This is a genomic window from Blastococcus sp. SYSU DS0973 (assembly GCF_054051055.1).
Genome location: NZ_JBJHAN010000001.1, coordinates 383,067 through 402,349, shown reverse-complemented (window position 1 = coordinate 402,349; position 19,283 = coordinate 383,067). Strand labels below are relative to the sequence as shown.

Here is a 19,283-nt window from a genome sequence, read left to right as displayed (position 1 = left end):
GCAGAGCGGGCGCGTCGGGCCGAGCACGCGCGCAAGGCCTACTTCCTCCGGCTGGCTCTGGCCTCGGCCCATTCGCGCGGGAGCCGCCGGGCCGGCGGCGGACGAGCGCCCCACTGATCGCGAAGTGCGGGGGAGTGCCCTTTCGTCAGCCGAGCACCTCGAAAGGGGGTCCCAGCGACCGAGCGCACCGCGGGATCGTCGCTCAGAGACGATCGCCGAGGCCGAGACGTCGGTGGGACTCTCGAGCGCGCTCGTCGGCCATCGAGGCCCCGTACCGGCGCAACATCTGCGGGGACTTCCAGCCCATCAGCCGCATCAGATCGGTCTCGCTGCCGTTGGCCACGAGCCACTCATGGGCTGCGGTGTGCCGGAATTGGTGTGCATGCAGCCCGGGAATGCCCACGGCGAGGCCGCGCCGACGCAGCATCCGCCCGACCCCGTCGGAGGACAACGCCCCGCGGTTCTTCTCCGCCAGCCACAGCTCGGGACGGTCGGCCTGCCGCTCCTTGGCGCGGGCCCGTAGATAGCGGCCAAGCGCGAGCCCCGTCTGCTGCCCGAAGGGCAGGGCCCGCGGACGTCGCCCTTTGCCGATCACATGGGCGACGTCGTCGGTGAAGTCGAGGTCAGCCACGGCCAGCCCGGCCACCTCTGAGAGCCGTCCGCCGGTGTCCAGCAGCAGCCGGATAATGGCCGCGTCGCGGCGGTCGACGAACGAGGCGCTCTTGGCCGAGGCCAGCAGCGCGCGCAGCTGCGACTCGGTGAGCACGGGTACCGGCTTCTCCGGAACGATCGGCGGCCGCATCCGCTCCATCGGCGAGCGGTCGATCTCCTCCTCGTCCAGCAGCCACCGCATCAGCTGCTGCAGGGCGCGGTAGACGACGTTGGCCGTCGACGCGGACCGGGTGTCGATCAGGTGGGCCATGTAGGCCTCGATGTGCCGCCGGGTCAGCTGCTGCGGGCCGGGCAGCTCGCCGTCCTGCTCGAGGAACTGCACCAGCCCTTGGGCCGCGCGGCGATAGATCGTCTGGGTGTTCACCGCCCGGTTGGTGCCCTTGAGGTGGCGCACGAAGTCGCGGATCAGCGACTCCCAGGTCTCCCGCATGCGCCGAAGTTATCCGGACGCTGAGCGCTGTGCCAGACCTGCGGGACAGGATTCTCCATTGAACTAGCTGGTCAGAGGCGAGCTGCGCGCCCGGCAGGGATCGAACCTGCGACCAAGTGCTTAGAAGGCACCTGCTCTATCCGCTGAGCTACGGGCGCTCGTGCCGCCGATCATCGCATCGCCCGGCGATGAGGTGGTGCGGACGCAGGGACGCGTCGTCCACAGGGTCCGGTCGGGTCCACAGTTGGCTCCACGGCCTCCTCCCGGCGGAGGACGGCGGTCAGGGTCGACGGCACACCGGCACCGCGCCGGCCGCGCCCACCCGGCGCCGCCTCCTGAGGAGCACCGTGAACGACACCATCGTCACCGTCGTCGGCAATGTCGTCGACGCACCCCGTCGCAGCAACACGCAGAACGGGGCGGTGACCAACTTCCGCCTCGCCTCCACCGCTCGCCGCTACGACGCCGGCACCGAGCAGTACGTCGACTCCGGCACCTTCTGGATCGACGTCGAGTGCTGGAACGGCCTCAGCGGCAACGTGGCCGGGTCCGTCAGCAAGGGCGACCCGGTGATCGTCCACGGCGCCCTGACGACGCACACCTGGGAGTCGGACAGCGGCCCCCGCAGCAAGCCGCGCATCAAGGCGTTCGCCGTGGGCCCCAACCTGGCGCGCGGATCGGCGGTCTTCCGCCGCGCCCAGCCACCGCGGACCGCCGGGTCGGCCGACACCGGACCCGCCTCGGCGGAGGGTCGGGTCGACGAGCAGTTCCCCGGAGCCGGCTTCGACCGGTCCACGGGCGAGCTGTACGACACCGCGACCGGCGTCGTCGACCAGGAGCCCGAGGAGACCGAGGAGGCCGAGGGCGCGCTCGTCGGCCGCTAGGACCAGTGGGCGAGGGGGCGGGCCGGTACGCCGCCGGCCCGTCCCGTCGTGCCCGGTCGGTCAGTCGCCGCAGCCGTCCTCGAGCTCGCCCTCCCAGGCCTCGCGGCCCTCCATGACGGCGAAGACGGCGATGACGAACCCGGCGACCGGATCCAGCCAGGTCCAGCCGACCAGGGAGTAGAGGCCCAGTCCGACCAGGGTGGAGACGCTGAGGAGCACGCAGATCCGGGTCTCGGCCGCGTCGGCCAGGATCAGCGGGTCGCCGCCCAGTTGCTCGCCGACCCGGCGCTTGGCCCGGGCCAGGAGCGGCATGACGACGACGGAGGCGGCCAGCAGGACCAGCGCGACGGTGGAGGTGTCGGGCGTCTCGCCGCTCACGAGGCTCCGGATGCCCTCGACCGTCACGTAGCCGGCCAGCACGAAGAAGGTGAGCGCGACCGCCCGGAGCGCGCGCCGCTCCTTGGCCTCGTCGGCGTGGCCGTGGCGCAGGCGGGCGGCCAGGCGCAGGCCGACGAGCACGGCGGACGCCGATTCGATACCGGAGTCGACGCCGAAGCCCACCATCGACACCAGCCCTGCGAGCAGTCCCACGGTGACGGCGACGGCGCCCTCGACGACGTTGTAGGCGACCGTGAACCAGGCCAGCCGGAGACCTCGGCGGGTCAGCCGCTCGGTCTCGGCCGCCGTCAGGGTGTCGGCGGCGTTCACGAGCGGAAGCCGGTCTCGAGGGGCTGCGGCATCGTCACGAGGCGATGCTAGGGCTGGACCAGAGATCCAGCGGTCCGCGGGCGCGGACCGGGAATCGGGGATGCCGAGCCAGGCGTTGCACCAGATCGATTCATGGCAGGCCGGGCCCGAACGGCCGGCCGCGGAACGTCTGCGCCCCCCGCAGAGCGGACGTCCGCCGTTCCCGCCCCCGGTAGGCTCGCCGGGCGGGATTACCCGCGAGACGACGGAAGGCTCCGAAGCCAGTGGCTCAGTACATCTACACGATGGTCCGTGCGCGCAAGGCGCACGGCGACAAGGTGATCCTCGACGACGTCACCCTGTCGTTCCTGCCCGGCGCCAAGATCGGCGTCGTCGGACCCAACGGTGCCGGCAAGTCCACCGTGCTCCAGATCATGGCCGGCATGCAGCAGCCCTCCAACGGCGACGCGACGCTCGCCCCCGACGCCTCGGTCGGGATCCTGCTGCAGGAGCCGCCGCTCAACGAGGACCTGGACGTCCGCGGCAACGTGGAGGAAGCGGTGAAGCCCCTCCGGGACGCGCTGACCCGCTTCGAGGAGGTCAGCGCGGCGATGGGCGAGCCCGACGCCGACTTCGACGCGCTGATGGCCGAGCAGGGCGAGCTCATGGAGGTCATCGAGAACGCCGACGGCTGGGAGCTCGACGCCCGCATCGAGCAGGCGATGGACGCGCTGCGCTGCCCGCCGGGCGACGCCGACGTGACCGTGCTCTCCGGTGGTGAGCGCCGCCGGGTCGCGCTGTGCAAGCTGCTGCTCGAGGCGCCCGACCTGCTGCTCCTCGACGAGCCCACCAACCACCTGGACGCCGAGAGCGTGGCGTGGCTGGAGCAGCACCTCGAGAAGTACGCCGGCACCGTCGTCGCCGTCACCCACGACCGGTACTTCCTGGACAACGTGGCGCAGTGGATCCTCGAGCTCGACCGCGGTCGCGCCTACCCCTACGAGGGCAACTACTCCACCTACCTGGAGACGAAGGCCGCCCGACTGCAGGTCGAGGGCGCCAAGGACGCCAAGCGCGCCAAGCGGCTGAAGGACGAGCTCGAGTGGGTGCGCTCCGGCGCCAAGGCCCGCCAGGCCAAGAGCAAGGCCCGTCTGGCCCGGTACGAGGAGATGGCCGCGGAGGCGGACAAGTTCCGCAAGCTGGACTTCGAGGAGATCCAGATCCCGCCGGGCCCACGACTGGGCAGCGTCGTCGTCGAGACGAACAAGCTGACCAAGGGGTTCGGCGACCGGGTGCTGATCGACAACCTGTCCTTCACGCTTCCGCGCAACGGCATCGTCGGCGTCGTCGGCCCGAACGGCGTCGGCAAGACCACGCTGTTCAAGATGCTGGTCGGTGAGGAAAAGCCCGACGACGGCGAGATCAAGGTCGGCGAGACGGTCAAGCTCTCCTACGTCGAGCAGAACCGCAGCGGCATCGACCCGAAGAAGACGCTGTGGGAGGTCGTGTCCGACGGCCTGGACCACATCAAGGTGGGCAACGTCGAGATGCCCTCGCGCGCCTACATCGCCGCGTTCGGGTTCAAGGGCCCGGACCAGCAGAAGCCGGCCGGCGTGCTGTCCGGCGGTGAGCGCAACCGCCTCAACCTGGCCCTGACCCTCAAGCAGGGCGGCAACCTGCTGCTGCTCGACGAGCCGACGAACGACCTGGACACCGAGACGCTGACCAGCCTCGAGAGCGCCCTGCTGGAGTTCCCCGGCTGCGCCGTCGTCGTCAGCCACGACCGGTGGTTCCTCGACCGTGTTGCGACGCACATCCTGGCGTACGAGGGCGACTCCAAGTGGTTCTGGTTCGAGGGCAACTTCGCCGACTACGAGAAGAACAAGGTCGAGCGGCTCGGTGCGGATGCGGGCCGTCCGCACCGCGCGACCTACCGGAAGCTCAGCCGCGACTGACGCAGGACCTCGGTAGTCACGACCGACGGCCGGCCGGAGCACCCGCTCCGCGCCGGCCGTCGGCGTCTGGACCCGGGCGCGGGGATGGCGCCACCTCCGTCGAGCGATCCCTGGTCGCCCCGGCGCGGGCGCCTCGGCTCGCCGCGCTCGCGTCGTGCACCCGCGCGACCGCGGCAGTTCCGGGGGTGCGCATGGACGTGATGGCTCTGGCCCGCGCGGACCGCGGGGACCTGCGTGAGCTGCTGGCCGACCTCAGCCCCGAGCAGTGGCGCGCCCCGTCGCTCTGCGCGGGCTGGTGCCAGGGCTCCGCACGGGCGCTGTTCGCGCCGACGCTCCTCGGGGCGCTGCGCGTACGGGGGGTCCGGCTGGTGGCCACCGACATCGACTGGACGTTCGGGCGCGGCCCGGAGGTCCGGGGGGCGGCGGAGGTAATCCTGATGACCGCGGCCGGACGCCGGGGCGTCGTCGCGGAGCTGCCCGGGCCCGGGCAGGCGCGCCTCGCCCGGCGACTCGACGGCTGAGGTCGCGGTCGTCCGGTCCCGCGCGGCACCGCTCCGGGGACATGCGGCAGGGTGACGGGTGTGAGGCACACGGTGCACGTCCCCATGCGCTGGTCGGACATGGACGCCTACCAGCACATCAACAACGTCGCGTTCCTCGGCTACTTCGAGATGGCGCGGGTCAACCTGTTCTTCGAGCAGCCCACGCACGACGAGCGCACCGGGATGCGCCGCGGCCTGGTCGTCGCCTCCCACGAGATCGTCTACAAGCGCTCGGTGGTCTACGACGCCGACCCGCTGGAGGTCCAGCTCTGGGTCTCCGGCATCCGCGCCGCCGCCTTCACCTGCCACTACGAGGTCTTCGACCACGGGAAGCTCGCCGTCACCGGCAGCACGCTGCTGGTGCCCTTCGACTTCGCGCTCGAGCGGCCACGCCGGCTCACCGCGGAGGAGAAGGAGTTCCTCGCCCGCTGGGCCGACGAGCCGGGCTAGGCCTGAGGCGTAGTCCTGCCGGATCATCGACCTCGAGCGCAGAGAGACAACGTGCCCGACCTCCTTCTGGACGTCGCCGCAACCTCCGACCCGGTCGCGGCGGTCCTCGCCGCCTCCGACCGCGGCGGGCTGATCGGCCTCCGGACCTCGGGCACCACCAGCCGGCCCCGCGTGGTCGTCCGGACCGCCGCATCCTGGGTCGACTCCTTCCCGCGCGTCTCGGAGCTGGCCGGGATCGACGCCTCCGCCCGTGTCTGCGTACCCGGCCCGTTGTCGGCGACCATGAATCTGTTCGCTGCGGTGCACGCGCGGTACGCCGGGCTACCGCTGGTCAGCAGCCCGGCAGACGCCACGCACATCCACCTCACGCCGGCCGCGCTGCTGGGTCTGCTGCGGGAGGGCGTCGATCTCCGCGCGCGCACGGTGGTGGTCGCGGGGGACCGGCTGCGCCCCGCCCTGGCGGCGCAGGCACGGGCCGCCGGCGCCCGGGTCGCCCACTACTACGGAGCCGCCGAACTGTCCTTCGTCGCCTGGGGCACCGACGAGGAGGACCTGCGACCGTTCCCGGATGTGGAGGTCGACATCCGGGACGGGCGGGTGTGGGCGCGGTCGCCCTTCCTCTCGCGTGGCTATGCAGGGGATGACAGGGGGCCGTTCACCCTGGCCCGGGACGGCTTCGCCACCGTCGGGGACCGTGGCCGGCTCGCCGACGGCGTGCTCGCCGTGACGGGGCGCGGGATCGAGGCCGTCGTCACCGGGGGGGTGACCGTCCACGTCGACGACGTGGAGGAAGTCCTGCGCCGGGGAACCGGGACGGAGGTGGTCGTCGTCGGCGTTCCGCACCCTCGGTTCGGCGCGCTCGTGGCGGCGGTCCTCGCCGACCCGGCCGCCCTGGCCGCGGCCCGCCGGACGGCGCGGACCGGGCTTCCGTCGGGCCAGCGGCCGCGCCGGTGGTTCGTCCTGCCGCAACTGCCCGTGACCGGCGCAGGCAAGGTCGACCGCGCCACGGTCGCCGATCTGGTGGCCTCCGGCCGTCTCGCGCCGGTGGGAACCACGTCCGAGGACGGCTCCGCATGACAGCCGCGGTCGCCGACGCCCCGGTCATCGTGGCGGCGCGCCGGACCCCGATCGGGACGGCGGGACGGTCCCTGGCCGAGTGCACGGCGGTCGATCTCGCCGCCGCCGTGCTCGCGGACCTCGCGGCCGACGCGCGGACCGGCACCGGCCCGCGCGCGCCGCTGCGCGAGGTGGTGCTGGGCAACTGCATGGGTCCGGGCGGGGACGTCGCCCGCGTGGCCGCACTCCAGGCCGGCCTGCCGATCGCCGTCCCCGGCCTCACCGTCGACCGGCAGTGCGCCAGCGGCCTCGCGGCCGTCGTCCTCGGCGCCACCATGCTCCGCGGCGAGGTGGGGACCGTCCTGGCCGGGGGCGTGGAGTCCGCGTCCACGGCGCCGTGGCGGTCCTGGCCGCCGCGGGGCGACGTGCCCGCGACCCGCTACGAGCGGGCGCCCTTCGCCCCCTCCGGCCTCGGCGATCCGGACATGGGGCCGGCCGCCGACCTGATCGCCCGGGAGCACGGGATCACGCGCGCCCAGCAGGACGAGTACGCCGCCCGCTCCCATGCCCGCGCGATGGCGGCCCAGCGAGCCGAGGGCTTCGCGGCCGAGATCGTGCCCGTGGGCGGTGTCTCCTGCGACCAGCGTCCGCGCGACGGTCTCACCGTCGAGCGGCTCGGGCGGCTGCGGCCGGCCTTCGACCCGGCAGGCACGGTGACCGCCGGAAACTCCTGCGGCATCAACGACGGCGCGGCGGTGGTCACCCTGGTCGATGCCGCGACCCACCGTCGGCAGGGAGGGCGGGGGCTCCGGGTGATCGCGACGGCGACCGCGGGCGTCGACCCCCGCCGCCCGGGGCTCGGCATCGTCCCCGCGGCCGAGCAGGCCCTCGACCGGGCCGGCATCTCCCTCGGGGACGTCGACGTCGTGGAGCTCAACGAGGCGTTCGCCGGCCAGATCCTCGCCTGCTGCGCCGGGCTGGGGCTGGAGCCCGAGCGGGTGTGCCCCCAGGGGGGCGCGCTGGCCCTCGGCCATCCCTGGGGGGCCTCGGGTGCGGTCCTCGCCGTCCGGCTGTTCTCCCAGCTGGCCCGCGGCGACGCGGGGCGTTACGGCCTCGCCGCCATCGCCGCGGGCGGTGGCCAGGGAGTGGCGATGGTCGTGGAGGCGTGCGGCTGACCGCGGTCACACCCTGCGCGGCACCGGCCGCCCGGCGCCGGTCGGCGCTCCCCGGCGGGCGGCCTCGGCCTCGTCGAGCAGCCGGACCTCGGTGCCCTCGGCGATCGCCGCGCCGGTGAACACCGCCGCGTTGACCCCGCCCCGGTAGGCCATCGCCTTGACCAGCCGCGTGCCGGTCAGCCGTTCCAGATGCGTGCACGGCGGGCAGCGCTTCATCCCGAACAGCAACGCGTCGCCCACGGCGAACCACCGGCCGACGAGCTCGGGCAGGCTGATCCCGCGGGTGAGCAGGTTGCGTCTCGTGTCGCCCGGCGTCAGGGGCGCGCCGGTCTCCGCGGCGAGCGCGGCGACGTCGTCCACGTCGATGAGCGTCAGTTGCTTCTCCAGGTCGGGGTACCGCGCCCACGTGCCGCCGCCCAGGGCGTAGCGGTCGCCCTCGAGCCCTGCGCCGGCGACCAGCCGGCCGGCCGGAACCCGTTCCATCGGCTCGCCTGCCGCCGGTGTCCGCCAGATCTCCAGCACGGTCCCGCTCACGGCGCCGATGCTCCCGCACGGCGGCGGCGCGGGGACACCGGGGCGTCGGCCCCGCGGGCGTCGAGCGCCTCACCGAGCGTGGCGGCCAGCCGGAGGACCTGCACCAGCAGCGGCACCAGCATGCCCACGCGCATCCCGGTCGCGCCGCGCGCCGCCTGCGCCTCCCGGATGCGCTGGGCGCGCTCGGCGATCAGGGGCACGAACCGCAGCGTCATCGCGATCACCAGGCCGACCCGCGCCGGACGCACGCCGACCACCGCCAACGGGCGGACCAGCCACTCCACGACGGCGACCAGCGCGGTGACCCGCGTCGTCGCGGTCACCACCGCGGCGGCCAGCACCAGTGTCAGCAACCGGGTGACCGCGACCGTCCCGGTGCGCCAGTCGGTGACCACGAGGTGGAACACGAGCAGCACCGCCAGCCACGGCCATACCGGACGGACCTGGGCGACCAGGGCGCGCAGCGGCAGCCGGGCCGCGGCCAGCCCGAGCACCGCCACGGCAGCCAGCGCGCCGAGGACCACGTCCAGCCGCTCCACGAGGAACAGACCGGCGCCCACTCCGGCCAGCAGGGCGAGCTTCAGCCCGGCAGGCGCCCGGTGCACGGGGCTGGCGACGGGCACGTACAGCGCCAGCGTCACGATGTCGGCCGCTCGGACGCGGTCGGGGTCACGACAACCGGTCCACGTACCAGCGCAGCGTCTCGGTGGGGACGCCGTCGGCGGCCACCCGACCGTCTTCGAACACGAGCACCCGGTCGAACCCGGCCAGCAGGTCCAGGTGGTGGGTGACGACCACGACGTCCTGCTCCAGCTCGGCGATGACGCGGGCGACGCGCCGGGTGTTGGCCAGGTCCAGCAACGTCGTGGGTTCGTCGAAAACTATCCGCTGCGGCTGCATGACCAGGACTCCGGCGATCGCGAGCAGCTGCTTCTGCCCGCCCGAGAGCAGGTGCGCCGGGTGGTCGTGGTGCCCGACCAGTCCGTACCGCGTGAGCACGTCCTCGACCCGCCGCGCCCGCTCATCGGCGGGGACCCCCAGGTTGGTCAGGCCGAACTCGACATCCTCGGCAACGGTGGGGTGCACGATCTGCGCGTCGGGGTCCTGGAACACGAAGCCCACCCGCCGGCGGACCTCCCGCAGTTGTGTCCGGGTGTCCAGCCCGTCGACGAGGACGCTGCCCGCCGACGGGAGCACCAGGCCGTTGAGGAGCCGAGCAAAGGTGCTCTTGCCCGACCCGTTCGCGCCCACCACACCCACCCGGGACTCGCCCAGGGTGAGTGTGATGTCGTCCAGGACCGGCCGGTCACCGTAGGCGTGCGAGACGTTCCGCAGTTCGAGCGCCGTCCGCGGCAGGGCGCCGGCCACGGCGACCTCGGCCACGCGCCGTCTCCACCGCACGGTCAGCCGGCCGCCGGCCGCCGGGCGGGCAGCTCGATGACCGGGTACGCCCGGCGCACCGCCACCGCCACTACGGAGGCGGCGCCCGCCTTCACCAGGTCCCCGGGGATGAAGGCGAGCGAGCCCGTCGCCGCGGCCGTCAGCGAGACGTCGCCGAACAGGGCGGTGAACGGGATGCCGATCGCGTAGATGACCACGATGCCGCCGACCAGGTTGGCCACCATCGCCCACGCCAGGTTGAACCTGCGCCACGTCAGCTGGGTCAGGAGACCGATGACGAATGCGGCGATCGGCCAGCTGTAGAGGTATCCGGCGGACGGGCCGACGAAGACGGCCAGCCCACCGCGGCCGCCCGACAGCAGTGGCACCCCGACCGCGACGACGGCCAGGAAGGTCAGCAGCGCCAGCCCGCCTCGGCGCGCACCGAGCACCGAGCCGGCCAGCATGACGCCGAGGGTCTGCGCGGTGATCGGCACCGGGATGCCCGGCACGGGCACCGGCGGCAGCAGACCCAGCACCGCGACGATGGCCGCGAACAGGGCGACGTAGGCGAGATCCCTGGACTTCACGCGGCGGAAGGTACCGGAGCCCTTGCGCCCGTCCGAGCGCCGGTCACGCCTGGAGCCACACCGCTGTGTCGTCGGGCACGGTCCCGCCGTCCACCGGCCCGCTGGCGAGCAGCACCTGCCCCTCCGGCAGCGGCACGTCCGCGCCGGACAGGTTCACCAGGCAGACCAGCCCACCGGGACGGCGGAACGCGACGCAACGGTCGGGTGCCTGTAGCCACTGCACGTCCCCGGTGAACGCGGGGGAGGACGCGCGCAGCTCCAGCGCCTTCCGGTACAGCGACAGCATCGAACCGTCGTCGTGACGCTGCGCCGCAGCGGTCAGCCGGCCCCAGCCCTCCGGCATGGGCAGCCAGGTGTCGGGACGCGTGGAGAACCCGTAGGAGGGCTCGGTGCCCGACCAGGGCACCGGGATCCGGCAGGCGTCGCGGCCTCGCTCAGCGCCGCCGGAGCGGAACCACATCGGGTCCTGCAGCACCGCGTCGGGCAGGTCGACGTCGGGCATGCCGAGCTCGTCGCCGTTGTAGAGGTACGCCGCACCCGGCAGCGCCAGCTGCAGCAGCGCCGCCGCCCGGGCCCGCCGGGTGCCGAGGTCGCCACCGCCGTAGCGGGTCACGTGCCGGGGGCGGTCGTGGTTGGACAGCACCCAGCAGGCCGGCGCGGGCGTGCCGTCGACCGCGGCGAGCGAGTGGGTGATCGCGTCCCGCAGCCCGTCGGGGGTCCACTCGGCGGTGAGCAGCTTGAAGTTGAACGCCAGCTGCAGCTCGTCCTCGCGCAGGTACTGGGCCAGCCGCTCGTCGTCGGAGACCCAGACCTCGCCGACCGCCATCGTGCCGGGGTACTCGTCGAGCACCGCCCGGATGCGGCGGTGCACGACGTGCACGCCGTCCTGGTCGAACCGGTGGTCGCCGGGGCCGTGGTCGTCGAGCAGGCCCGTGTCATCCATCGGCACCATGTCGGGCAGGCCGTCGGGCTTGGCCATGCCGTGGGCGACGTCGATGCGGAAGCCGTCCACCCCGCGGTCGAGCCAGAACCGCATCGTCTCCTCGAGGTCGGCCACGACCTCCGGGTTGGCGAAGTTCAGGTCCGGCTGCTCCGGGGCGAAGATGTGCAGATACCACTGTCCGTCGGGCACGCGGGTCCACGCCGGCCCACCGAACACCGAGGGCCAGTTGTTCGGCGGCTCGCTGCCGTCCACCCCGCGGCCGTCGCGGAAGAGGTAGCGGGCCCGTGCCGGCGAGCCCGGACCGGCCGCCATGGCCGCGTGGAACCACTCGTGGTCGTGGGAGCTGTGGTTGGGCACCAGGTCGACGGTCACCCGGATGCCCAGCGCGTGCGCCTCGGCGAGCAGCGCGTCGAACTCGGCCAGGTCGCCGAACACCGGCTCGACGTCGCGGGGGTCGGCGACGTCGTAGCCGTGGTCGGCCATCGGCGAGGGGTAGAACGGCGTGATCCACAGCGCGTCGACACCGAGGTCGGCGAGGTAGGGCAGCCGCGACCGGATGCCGGCCAGGTCGCCCACACCGTCGCCGTTCCCGTCGGCGAAGCTGCGGATGTAGATCTGGTAGAAGACCGCGTCCCGCCACCAGTCGGTGTCGGTCGTGGACAGGGTGCGGTTCGGCTCCGGGCTCACCGGGCTCCTCAGGGGTGTTCGTGGACGTTCGGGGTGCAGCGGCTGTGGGGTTGTTGCTCGGGCACGGGAGTCCGGCAGGACCCCCTGAGCCCGAGCAGGGACTCCCGGAGCGGGCCACGGGGATCGTGCGAGGTGGGGAGTGCCCGGCGGATCAGCGGTTCTGCATGCTGCGCGCGGCCATCTCCAGGTATGCCCAGAGCGTCGCGTCCTGGTCGGGGGGCAGTTCCAGCGAGTCGACGGCGTCGCGCATGTGGGTCAGCCAGGCGTCGCGCTCGGCGGGGCCGATGGCGAAGGGCGCGTGCCGCATGCGCAGCCGCGGGTGCCCGCGCTGCTCGGAGTAGGTCGTCGGCCCACCCCAGTACTGCTCCAGGAAACCGCGCAGGCGGGTCTCCGCACCCTCCCAGTCGTCCTGGGGGTACATCGGCACGAGCACCGGGTCGGTGCGGACACCGGCGTAGAAGCGGCTGACCAGTCGCCGGAAGGTCTCCGCGCCGCCGATCTCGTCGTAGAAGCTCCGTGCCGACGGCAGGGACCGCCTCGACTCGCTCATGCCCCTGATGCTCCCTCAGCCTCGGTCCGGACGTCCGCCGGGTCGCGGGTCCGCCGATAGGCCATCAGCGCCGGGGCGACCGCGATCATTCCGATCACGCCGGAGAGCGCCACCACGACGCTCGGGCTGAACGCCTCCGCGGCGAGGCCCGCGCCGAGCGCGCCGAGCCCCTGCACGCCGGCCAGCCCGCTGGCCGCCACGCCGAACGCGCGCCCGCGGTAGGCGCTGGGCACCGCCTGGACGAAGGCGACGTTGAGCGGGATCGACCACGCCGCGCCGAGCCCGGAGACGAACAGCATCCCGACCAGCACCCAGAACGGCACCGCGCCGGGCCCGGCCGCCGCCGCGACCAGGCCACCGACCAGCACGGGTGCGAGGGAGACCACGACGAGCGGGGCGACGAGCCGCTCACGCCGCGCCGGCGGGACCAGGCGCGCGATGACCAGCCCGCCGATGGTGACCCCGAGCGGGTTGGCCGCGAGGAGGATGCCGACCGCCGTCGTTCCCTGACCGAGGGAGTCCACCAGCGGGGCGGCGATGCCTTCGGAGGCGTACACGAAGCCCGTCGTCACCCACAGGACGCCGACGATGGCCAGCAGCCGGGGGCTGCGGCGGATCAGGTGCAGGCCCGCCGCGGTGTCGCGCCACAGGGACCTCGGGGCACCGCCGCCCTCGGTGACGGGGGCCGGGCGTGGCTGGAGCCGCGCCCAGAGCCAGATCGCGGAGACGAGGAAGGTCGCGGCGTCCACCAGCAGCGCGGCCGAGGGGTTGAGCGCGGCGGCCAGCGCGCCGCCGGCCAGGAACCCGGCGACCTGGGCCAGCTGCAGGGTGATGCCGGTGAGGGACGTGGCGACGGCGTACCTGTCCCCGTCGAGCACGTCGGCCATCAGGGCCGACCGGGCCGACTCGAACGCTGGGGCGCACAGTCCGACGACGAAGAGGAGGCCCAGCAGCACGGGGAGCGGCGTGCCGGGGATCGCCATGAGCGCGACGAGGACCGCGCGCGCGGCGTCGGTGGCGATCAGCACCCGATGGCGGGGAAGCCGGTCGGCCAGCGTGGACAGCAGTGGCCCGCCGAGCAGCCAGGGCAGGTGGCTGATGGCGAAGGTCAGCGCGGCGAGGAGCGGCGACGACGTCCGGGCGTACACCAGCACGGTCAGGGCGACGCGCGCCAGCTCGTCCCCGGCCGCGGAGAGGATGAAGGTGCCGAACAGCGGCCGGAACTCGCCGACGGCGAAGACCTCGCGGAAGGTCGCCTGGCGCACCGCAGCCCCAGGGGCGGGGTCCTGCGGCGCGGGCGCGCTCAGCGGGACCCCGCCCCGGCGGCGGAGACGCTGCCCAGGAGGGGGACGGGCGTGCGGATGCCCTCGGCGACGAAGCGCTCCTTGAGCCGCATGCGCAGTTCCCGGCCGACCCGCCACTGGTCGGCGTTGGTGGTGCGCACGGTGAGCCGGAGGAAGACCCCCTCCGCGGTGATCTGCTCGACGCCGAGGGACTCCGGCTCGGCCAGGAGGATGCCGGCCCACTCGGCTTGCGCGTACATCGCGTCGGCCACCTCCTGCATGACCGCGCGGCAGCGCTCCAGGTCGGTGTCGTGCGCGACGGGCATGTCGATCACCACCTGGGCGAAGCCCTGGCTCTTGTTGCCGACCCGCAGCACCTCGCCGTTGCGGACGTACCAGACGACGCCGTTGACGTCCCGCAGCCGGGTGATCCGCAGCCCGACCGCCTCCACGGTGCCGACGGCCTCGCCCAGGTCGACGACGTCACCCACCCCGTACTGGTCCTCCAGGATGATGCCGATCCCGGCGATGAAGTCCTTGACCAGGTTCTGGGCGCCGAAGCCGAGAGCGACGCCGACCACGCCCGCGCTGGCCAGGATCGGCGCCAGGTTGACCCCCAGTTCGCCCAGCACCAGCACGACGGCGATGCCGAGGACGACCATCGAGGCGAAGCTGCGCAGGACCGAGCCGATCGCCTCGGCTCGCTGGGTGCGCCGCGCGGCGATCTGCTCGACGACCTCCTCCGCCGCCGGCGTGCGGTTGCGGAGGGGCCGCAGGATGGTGGGCATCGCCCCGGTCGCGGTGCGGTCGGTCAGCCGTCCGATCGCCCGGTGGGCCAGCGCCCGCGCGACCAGCGCCAGCACGACGACCAGCAGGATCCGGCCCGGGGTGGCGATGAGCGTGCGGGCGTTCTCGGCCAGCCAGTCCATGCCGGACCAGTCGTACACCTTCTGGCAGAGCCAGTAGTCGGCGCAGTCGGCGACGCCCGCTCCGTCGTCCGCGGCGATCACCGTGGGGGATCCGGTCATTACCGGAATTCTCGCAGGTGGGGATGACGGCGTCGGTGCAGGCGACGGCGCGTGTCCGGCTGGTGACGGACAGCACGCTCAGCCGGGAAGTCCGGTGTGCGCTGCGAGGAAGGCGAGTTGGTCGGCGGCCAGGCCCACGGTGCGGCTGACGGCCCGGGCGCCATGGCCCACCGAGGTCTCGCGTCGCAGGAGTACCGGGGCCGCCGAGCTGGTGGCGTGCTGGAGAGCGGCGGCGAGTTTGCGGCCGTGCAACGGATCGACCCGGGTGTCGGACTCGAAGGTCGTGACGAGCACCGCCGGGTACGCCGTCCCCTCCCGCACGGCGTGGTAGGGCGAGTAGCGGAGCAGCCAGCCGAGCTGCACCGGGTCGTCGGCCGTGCCGTACTCGTCGTTCCAGGTGCGGCCGAGCCCGAACCGTTCGTACCGCACCATGTCCAGCAGCGGCGCGCTGCAGACGACGGCGGCGGCGAGGTCCGGGCGCTGGGTGAGGGTGGCGCCCACCAGCAGGCCGCCGTTGGACCCGCCCATGACCGCCAGCTGCGCGTGCGTCGTCCAGCCCTCGGCCACCAGGTGCTCGGCGGCGGCGGCGAAGTCGTCGAACACGTTCTGCTTGCGCTCGCGCGTGCCGGCCCGGTGCCACTCCTCGCCGTGCTCGGAGCCGCCGCGCAGGTTCGCCACCACCCAGACGCCGCCGGCGGCGACCCAGGCCAGGGCCTGCGCCGAGTACGCGGGGGTCAGCGAGACGTTGAAACCGCCGTAGCCGTAGAGAACGGTCGGCCGCGGGCGGTCGGGCGCCCCTGTCCCGGAGAGCACGAAGAGGTGCACCGGTGTGCCGTCCTTCGACGTCGCGTGCGTCTCGACGACGGTCAGCGGCGGCACCTCGCCGGCGACGGGCGCCTGCTCCCACCCGGTCAGCCCGTCGGGATCCGCGGAGTTCCAGCGCAGCACCGACGGCGGGGTGGAGTAGTCGGTGTAGCCCACCCACGCGGTGGTGCCACCGGTGTGCGGGGCGCTGACGCCGGAGATGCTCCCGGCGCCGGGCGGACGGACGTCGCCCAGCCGGCCGGCGCCGTCCCCGGCCCAGACCGAGAGCCGGTCGGTGGCGTCGACGGCGTGGACGGCCAGCACTCGCAGATCGCCGTCCGGCCCGTCCACCAGCGCGACGTCGGAGAGCACCGCGTCCTCCTGCTGCGGCACGACGTCGGCCCAGGCCTGGTGCGCCCAGGTGGCCTGGTCCGCCGGGTCGGCGACGGCCAGCCGCCAGCGCGGGGTGCCGCGGTCGCTCAGCAGCCACAGCCGCCCGTCCCGGGCCACCCACGCGGCGGTCTGGGCGTCGACGCCCACCTGGAACTCGCGCAGCGCGCCGTCCCCGGCGAGGTCGGCCAGCCAGACGTCGTCGCGCGGAGCGGTGCCTGCCGAGGCGGAGACGACCAGCCAGCGGCCGTCGGCACTGGTGCGGACCCCGTAGTAGTTCGTCGGGTCCAGACCCTCGCCGTGCACCAGGACGTCGCCTGCGGGGTCGGCGCCGACCCGGTGGCGCCAGACCCGGCGGTGGAACTGCTCCTCGCCGGCGGGCACCTGGTCCGGTGCGAGACGGCGGACGTAGAACAGCTCCGCGCCCCCGGGTAGCCAGCCGACGGGGGAGTAGCGGCAGCGGTCGACCGGGCCGTCGAGAACCTCCCCCGTGGCGACGTCGAGGACGTAGAGCTGCGACTCCTCGTCGCCGCCGGTGGAGATCTGGTAGGCCAGCCGGTCGCCCTCCCAGGACGGCGACCACGCGTCGAGCGTCGTCGTCCCCTCGGGGTCCAGCGCCATCGGGTCGACGAGCACCCGGACGCTGCCGTCGGCCTCGCGCACCCGCAGCACGGCGTGCTCCTGGCCGGGATCGCGGCGGGTGGAGAACGCCCGCTCGTCGCGCCACACCGGGAGCCCGACGGCGCCCGAGCGCACCAGCTCGCCGAGCTTCCCGGCGAACCGCTCGCGCAACGGCAGGGCGGACAGCACCTCGGCGGCGAGCTCGTCCTGGGCCTGCGACCACTCCCGGGTGCGGGGGTCGGCGGCGTCCTCCAGCCAGCGGTACCGATCGGCGATCCGGTGGCCGTGCAGCTCGTCGACGAGGTCCAGCCGCGGGGCGTCCGGGTAGCGCATTCCCGGCACGCTAGTCGCCGATCCGGACGGCGAGCCGCGACCGGACGCGTCTCGAGTGCGCCAACCCGCCGTTCCCGGGTCAGAATGGGGCTGCCCGCGGGTCGTGCAGCACCCGGCGGTCCGGGGCGTCCGGAGGTGATCCGTGCCGCGTTCCGCGCCCGGGTCGACGTCGGCGGGTCACCCAGACTCGCGGCGCGACCCCGTCCCGCCGCTCGTCCCCGTGCCCTCGCCCACGACCACGAGCGCCACCCTGCTGCTCAACGCGACGTACGAGCCGTTGTGCGTGGTGTCCAGCAGGCGGGCGATCGTGCTGGTCCTCGCCGCGAAGGCGGAGTCCGTCGACGTCACCGCCGACGTGGTGCACGCCGAGACCCTCAGCCTCCCGGTGCCCGTGGTCGTGCGGCTCACCCGGTACGTCCGGGTGCCCTACCCGGCGTCGGTGCCGCTGTCCCGGCGTGCGGTGTTCACCCGCGACGGGCAGACGTGCGTCTACTGCGGCGGTTCGGCCACGAGCATCGACCACGTCGTCCCGCGCAGCCGCGGCGGTACGCACACCTGGGACAACGTCGTCGCCGCCTGCCGCCGGTGCAACCACACCAAGGCCGACCGGTCGCTGGCCGAGCTGGGGTGGAAGCTCCCGCATCCGCCGCGCGCCCCCAGCGGCGCGGCGTGGCGGCTGCTCGGCCACCGCACCGTCGACCCGCGCTGGCGGGAGTGGCTCGGCGTTCCGGAGCCGGTCAGCGCCTGAACGGCGACTGGCCGGCCGGCAACCCGATCGGCGTCCCGGAGCCGTCCGGGCCGACCGGAACCCCTGCGCCGGCCCTCCGGGACTAGCGTCGCCGTCCGTGACCGCACTGCACGACCTCACCGCCCTCGAGCAGGCCGCCGCCGTCCGCGCGAAGGAGGTCAGCCCCACCGAGCTGGTGCAGCATGCGCTCGACCGGATCGACGCGCTGGACGCCGGGCTCGGTGCGTTCGTCACCGTGACCCCCGAGCGGGCGCTGGCCGCCGCGGCCGCGGCCGAGGCCCGGGTGCGCGAGGGCGGGGAGCTGCCGCCGCTGCTCGGCGTCCCCACGGCGATCAAGGACCTGAACAACACCGCCGGCGTCCGGACGACCTTCGGCTCCACCACGCTCGCCGACTTCGTCCCGGCCGTCGACGACGCCGTCGTCACCCGGCTGGCCGACGCCGGGACGATCAGCGTGGGCAAGACGAACACCCCGGAGTTCGGCTTCCCCTGCTACACCCAGAACGACCTGGTGGGGCCCGCTCGCTGCCCGTGGGACACCACCCGCCTGGCCGGCGGGTCCAGCGGCGGCGCCGCGGTCGCCGTGGCCGCCGGCTTCGTGCCCTTCGCCCAGGGCAGTGACGGGGGCGGGTCGGTCCGCATCCCGGCGAGCATCAACGGATTGTTCGGCATCAAGCCCACCCGCGGGCGGATCAGCAACGCCCCCTACGGCAGCGAGGTGACCGGCCTGGGCACCAACGGGCCGCTGGCGCGCACCGTCCGGGACGCCGCCGCGATGCTCGACGCGATGGCCGGCCCCGAGATCGGCGACCCGTTCTGGGCGCCGCCCCTGCCGGCGGGGGAGACCTTCCTGGGCCAGGCCGACCGGGAACTCGGCCGGCTGCGGATCGGGCGGTACAGCGAGTCGCCCATGCCCGGGGTGGAGCTCGACCCGGAGGTCGCCGAGGCGTTCGACGACGCCGGCCGGCTGTTGGAGGAGCTCGGGCACGTCGTCGAGGACGTGCCCGCCGGTCTGCTCGACCCCGCCGTGCTGCCGTCCTTCGAGCGGGTGTGGGCGCTGAGCGCGACCACCCTGCCGGTGCCGCCCGACCGGGTCGACCGCCTGCAGCCGCTCACCCGCTGGATGCGCGACCGCGGGCTGGCGCTGTCGGCCCGGGACGCGATGGAGGCGATGTTCGCCCTGCGGGTGTTCTCGCGGCAGTTCGTGCGCGCCACCGCCGGGTTCGACGTGCTGCTCGCGCCGGTGCTGACCATGACGCCGCGGCCCAGCGGCTGGTTCCAGGCCGACGGCGAGGGCGCCCCGGACTTCGAGCGGCAGAAGCGCTACGCGGCGTTCACCGCTCTCTTCAACGTCACCGGGCAGCCCGCGGTGAGCGTGCCGCTGCACTGGACGGCCGACGACCTGCCCGTCGGCACCATGCTCGTCGGCCGCCCGGCCGACGAGGCGACCCTGATCTGCCTGGCTGCGCAGCTGGAGGCGGCCCGGCCGTGGGCGCACCGGCGCCCCGCCGTCTGGACCGACACCCGATGAACTCCGGGCG

The 19,283-nt window shown here is 74.0% G+C and carries 19 protein-coding genes and 1 tRNA gene; 8 read left to right on the top strand and 12 right to left on the bottom strand.

Annotation, left to right across the window (positions count from 1 at the left end):
• Positions 1-202: 202 nt before the first annotated feature.
• Together ACI791_RS01990 and ACI791_RS01985 are read right to left on the bottom strand one after the other, a co-directional pair.
• Entirely contained in the window at positions 203-1,102 is a 900-nt protein-coding gene (locus ACI791_RS01990) for a tyrosine-type recombinase/integrase (protein WP_347059930.1), read from the bottom strand.
• Positions 1,103-1,187: 85 nt separating this feature from the next.
• Positions 1,188-1,260 (bottom strand) — tRNA-Arg (locus ACI791_RS01985).
• Positions 1,261-1,449: 189 nt separating this feature from the next.
• Here ACI791_RS01985 and ACI791_RS01980 point away from each other — a divergent pair.
• Entirely contained in the window at positions 1,450-1,986 is a 537-nt protein-coding gene (locus tag ACI791_RS01980) for a single-stranded DNA-binding protein (protein WP_456584502.1), read from the top strand.
• Positions 1,987-2,046: 60 nt separating this feature from the next.
• Here the strand turns inward: ACI791_RS01980 and ACI791_RS01975 are convergent, their stop codons facing one another.
• The gene (locus ACI791_RS01975) at positions 2,047-2,694 is read right to left on the bottom strand and encodes a cation diffusion facilitator family transporter (RefSeq protein WP_456584501.1); all 648 of its coding nucleotides are present in this window, start codon (positions 2,692-2,694) and stop codon (positions 2,047-2,049) included.
• A gap of 263 nt (positions 2,695-2,957) precedes the next feature.
• Here ACI791_RS01975 and ettA point away from each other — a divergent pair, with 263 nt between their 5' ends.
• From ettA to ACI791_RS01950, 5 genes are all read left to right on the top strand, one after another.
• Positions 2,958-4,628: an energy-dependent translational throttle protein EttA gene (gene ettA, locus ACI791_RS01970; protein ID WP_456584500.1), complete on the top strand. Its 1,671-nt coding sequence runs from the start codon at positions 2,958-2,960 to the stop codon at positions 4,626-4,628.
• A gap of 191 nt (positions 4,629-4,819) precedes the next feature.
• A complete protein-coding gene (locus ACI791_RS01965) occupies positions 4,820-5,149 on the top strand; it encodes a hypothetical protein (RefSeq protein WP_456584499.1) in 330 nt (109 codons plus the stop codon).
• Positions 5,150-5,209: 60 nt separating this feature from the next.
• Positions 5,210-5,620, top strand: a complete 411-nt coding sequence (locus ACI791_RS01960) for an acyl-CoA thioesterase (RefSeq protein WP_456584498.1) — start codon at positions 5,210-5,212, stop codon at positions 5,618-5,620.
• Between the two features lie 51 nt (positions 5,621-5,671).
• Positions 5,672-6,697 (top strand): AMP-binding protein, encoded by a 1,026-nt coding sequence (locus ACI791_RS01955; RefSeq protein WP_456584497.1) that lies wholly within the window; start codon positions 5,672-5,674, stop codon positions 6,695-6,697.
• Positions 6,694-7,851, top strand: coding sequence for a thiolase family protein (locus ACI791_RS01950; protein ID WP_456584496.1), 1,158 nt, complete (start codon positions 6,694-6,696; stop codon positions 7,849-7,851). Before ACI791_RS01955 ends, ACI791_RS01950 begins: the two co-directional genes overlap by 4 nt.
• Before the next feature lie 6 nt (positions 7,852-7,857).
• On the opposite strand, the gene ACI791_RS01945 is transcribed toward ACI791_RS01950, so the two are convergent.
• The 9 genes from ACI791_RS01945 to ACI791_RS01905 all read right to left on the bottom strand — a co-directional run bounded on the left by ACI791_RS01945 (position 7,858) and on the right by ACI791_RS01905 (position 16,994).
• Entirely contained in the window at positions 7,858-8,385 is a 528-nt protein-coding gene (locus ACI791_RS01945) for an MOSC domain-containing protein (RefSeq protein ID WP_456584495.1), read from the bottom strand.
• A complete protein-coding gene (locus tag ACI791_RS01940) occupies positions 8,382-9,026 on the bottom strand; it encodes an energy-coupling factor transporter transmembrane component T family protein (RefSeq protein ID WP_456584494.1) in 645 nt (214 codons plus the stop codon). The genes ACI791_RS01945 and ACI791_RS01940 overlap by 4 nt, the downstream gene beginning before the upstream one ends.
• A 28-nt stretch (positions 9,027-9,054) precedes the next feature.
• Positions 9,055-9,768 carry an energy-coupling factor ABC transporter ATP-binding protein gene (locus ACI791_RS01935; protein ID WP_456584493.1) on the bottom strand — a complete coding sequence of 238 codons (714 nt, stop codon included), beginning with the start codon at positions 9,766-9,768 and terminating at the stop codon, positions 9,055-9,057.
• Between the two features lie 20 nt (positions 9,769-9,788).
• On the bottom strand, positions 9,789-10,355 hold the full coding sequence (locus ACI791_RS01930; RefSeq protein ID WP_456584492.1) for a biotin transporter BioY: 567 nt from the start codon (positions 10,353-10,355) through the stop codon (positions 9,789-9,791).
• A 43-nt stretch (positions 10,356-10,398) separates the two neighbouring features.
• Positions 10,399-11,985, bottom strand: coding sequence for a glycoside hydrolase family 13 protein (locus ACI791_RS01925; RefSeq protein ID WP_456584491.1), 1,587 nt, complete (start codon positions 11,983-11,985; stop codon positions 10,399-10,401).
• Positions 11,986-12,136: 151 nt separating this feature from the next.
• The gene (locus ACI791_RS01920; RefSeq protein ID WP_456584490.1) at positions 12,137-12,535 is read right to left on the bottom strand and encodes a globin; all 399 of its coding nucleotides are present in this window, start codon (positions 12,533-12,535) and stop codon (positions 12,137-12,139) included.
• Positions 12,532-13,800, bottom strand: a complete 1,269-nt coding sequence (locus tag ACI791_RS01915; RefSeq protein WP_456584489.1) for an MFS transporter — start codon at positions 13,798-13,800, stop codon at positions 12,532-12,534. The genes ACI791_RS01920 and ACI791_RS01915 overlap by 4 nt, the downstream gene beginning before the upstream one ends.
• A 38-nt stretch (positions 13,801-13,838) precedes the next feature.
• The gene (locus tag ACI791_RS01910; protein ID WP_456584488.1) at positions 13,839-14,846 is read right to left on the bottom strand and encodes a mechanosensitive ion channel family protein; all 1,008 of its coding nucleotides are present in this window, start codon (positions 14,844-14,846) and stop codon (positions 13,839-13,841) included.
• Positions 14,847-14,924: 78 nt separating this feature from the next.
• Entirely contained in the window at positions 14,925-16,994 is a 2,070-nt protein-coding gene (locus tag ACI791_RS01905; RefSeq protein ID WP_456584487.1) for a prolyl oligopeptidase family serine peptidase, read from the bottom strand.
• A 220-nt stretch (positions 16,995-17,214) separates the two neighbouring features.
• Here ACI791_RS01905 and ACI791_RS01900 point away from each other — a divergent pair, with 220 nt between their 5' ends.
• Together ACI791_RS01900 and ACI791_RS01895 are read left to right on the top strand one after the other, a co-directional pair.
• Positions 17,215-17,742, top strand: a complete 528-nt coding sequence (locus ACI791_RS01900) for an HNH endonuclease (protein ID WP_456584486.1) — start codon at positions 17,215-17,217, stop codon at positions 17,740-17,742.
• 97 nt (positions 17,743-17,839) lie between these two features.
• Entirely contained in the window at positions 17,840-19,273 is a 1,434-nt protein-coding gene (locus ACI791_RS01895) for an amidase (protein ID WP_456584485.1), read from the top strand.
• The last annotated feature ends 10 nt before the right edge of the window (positions 19,274-19,283 follow it).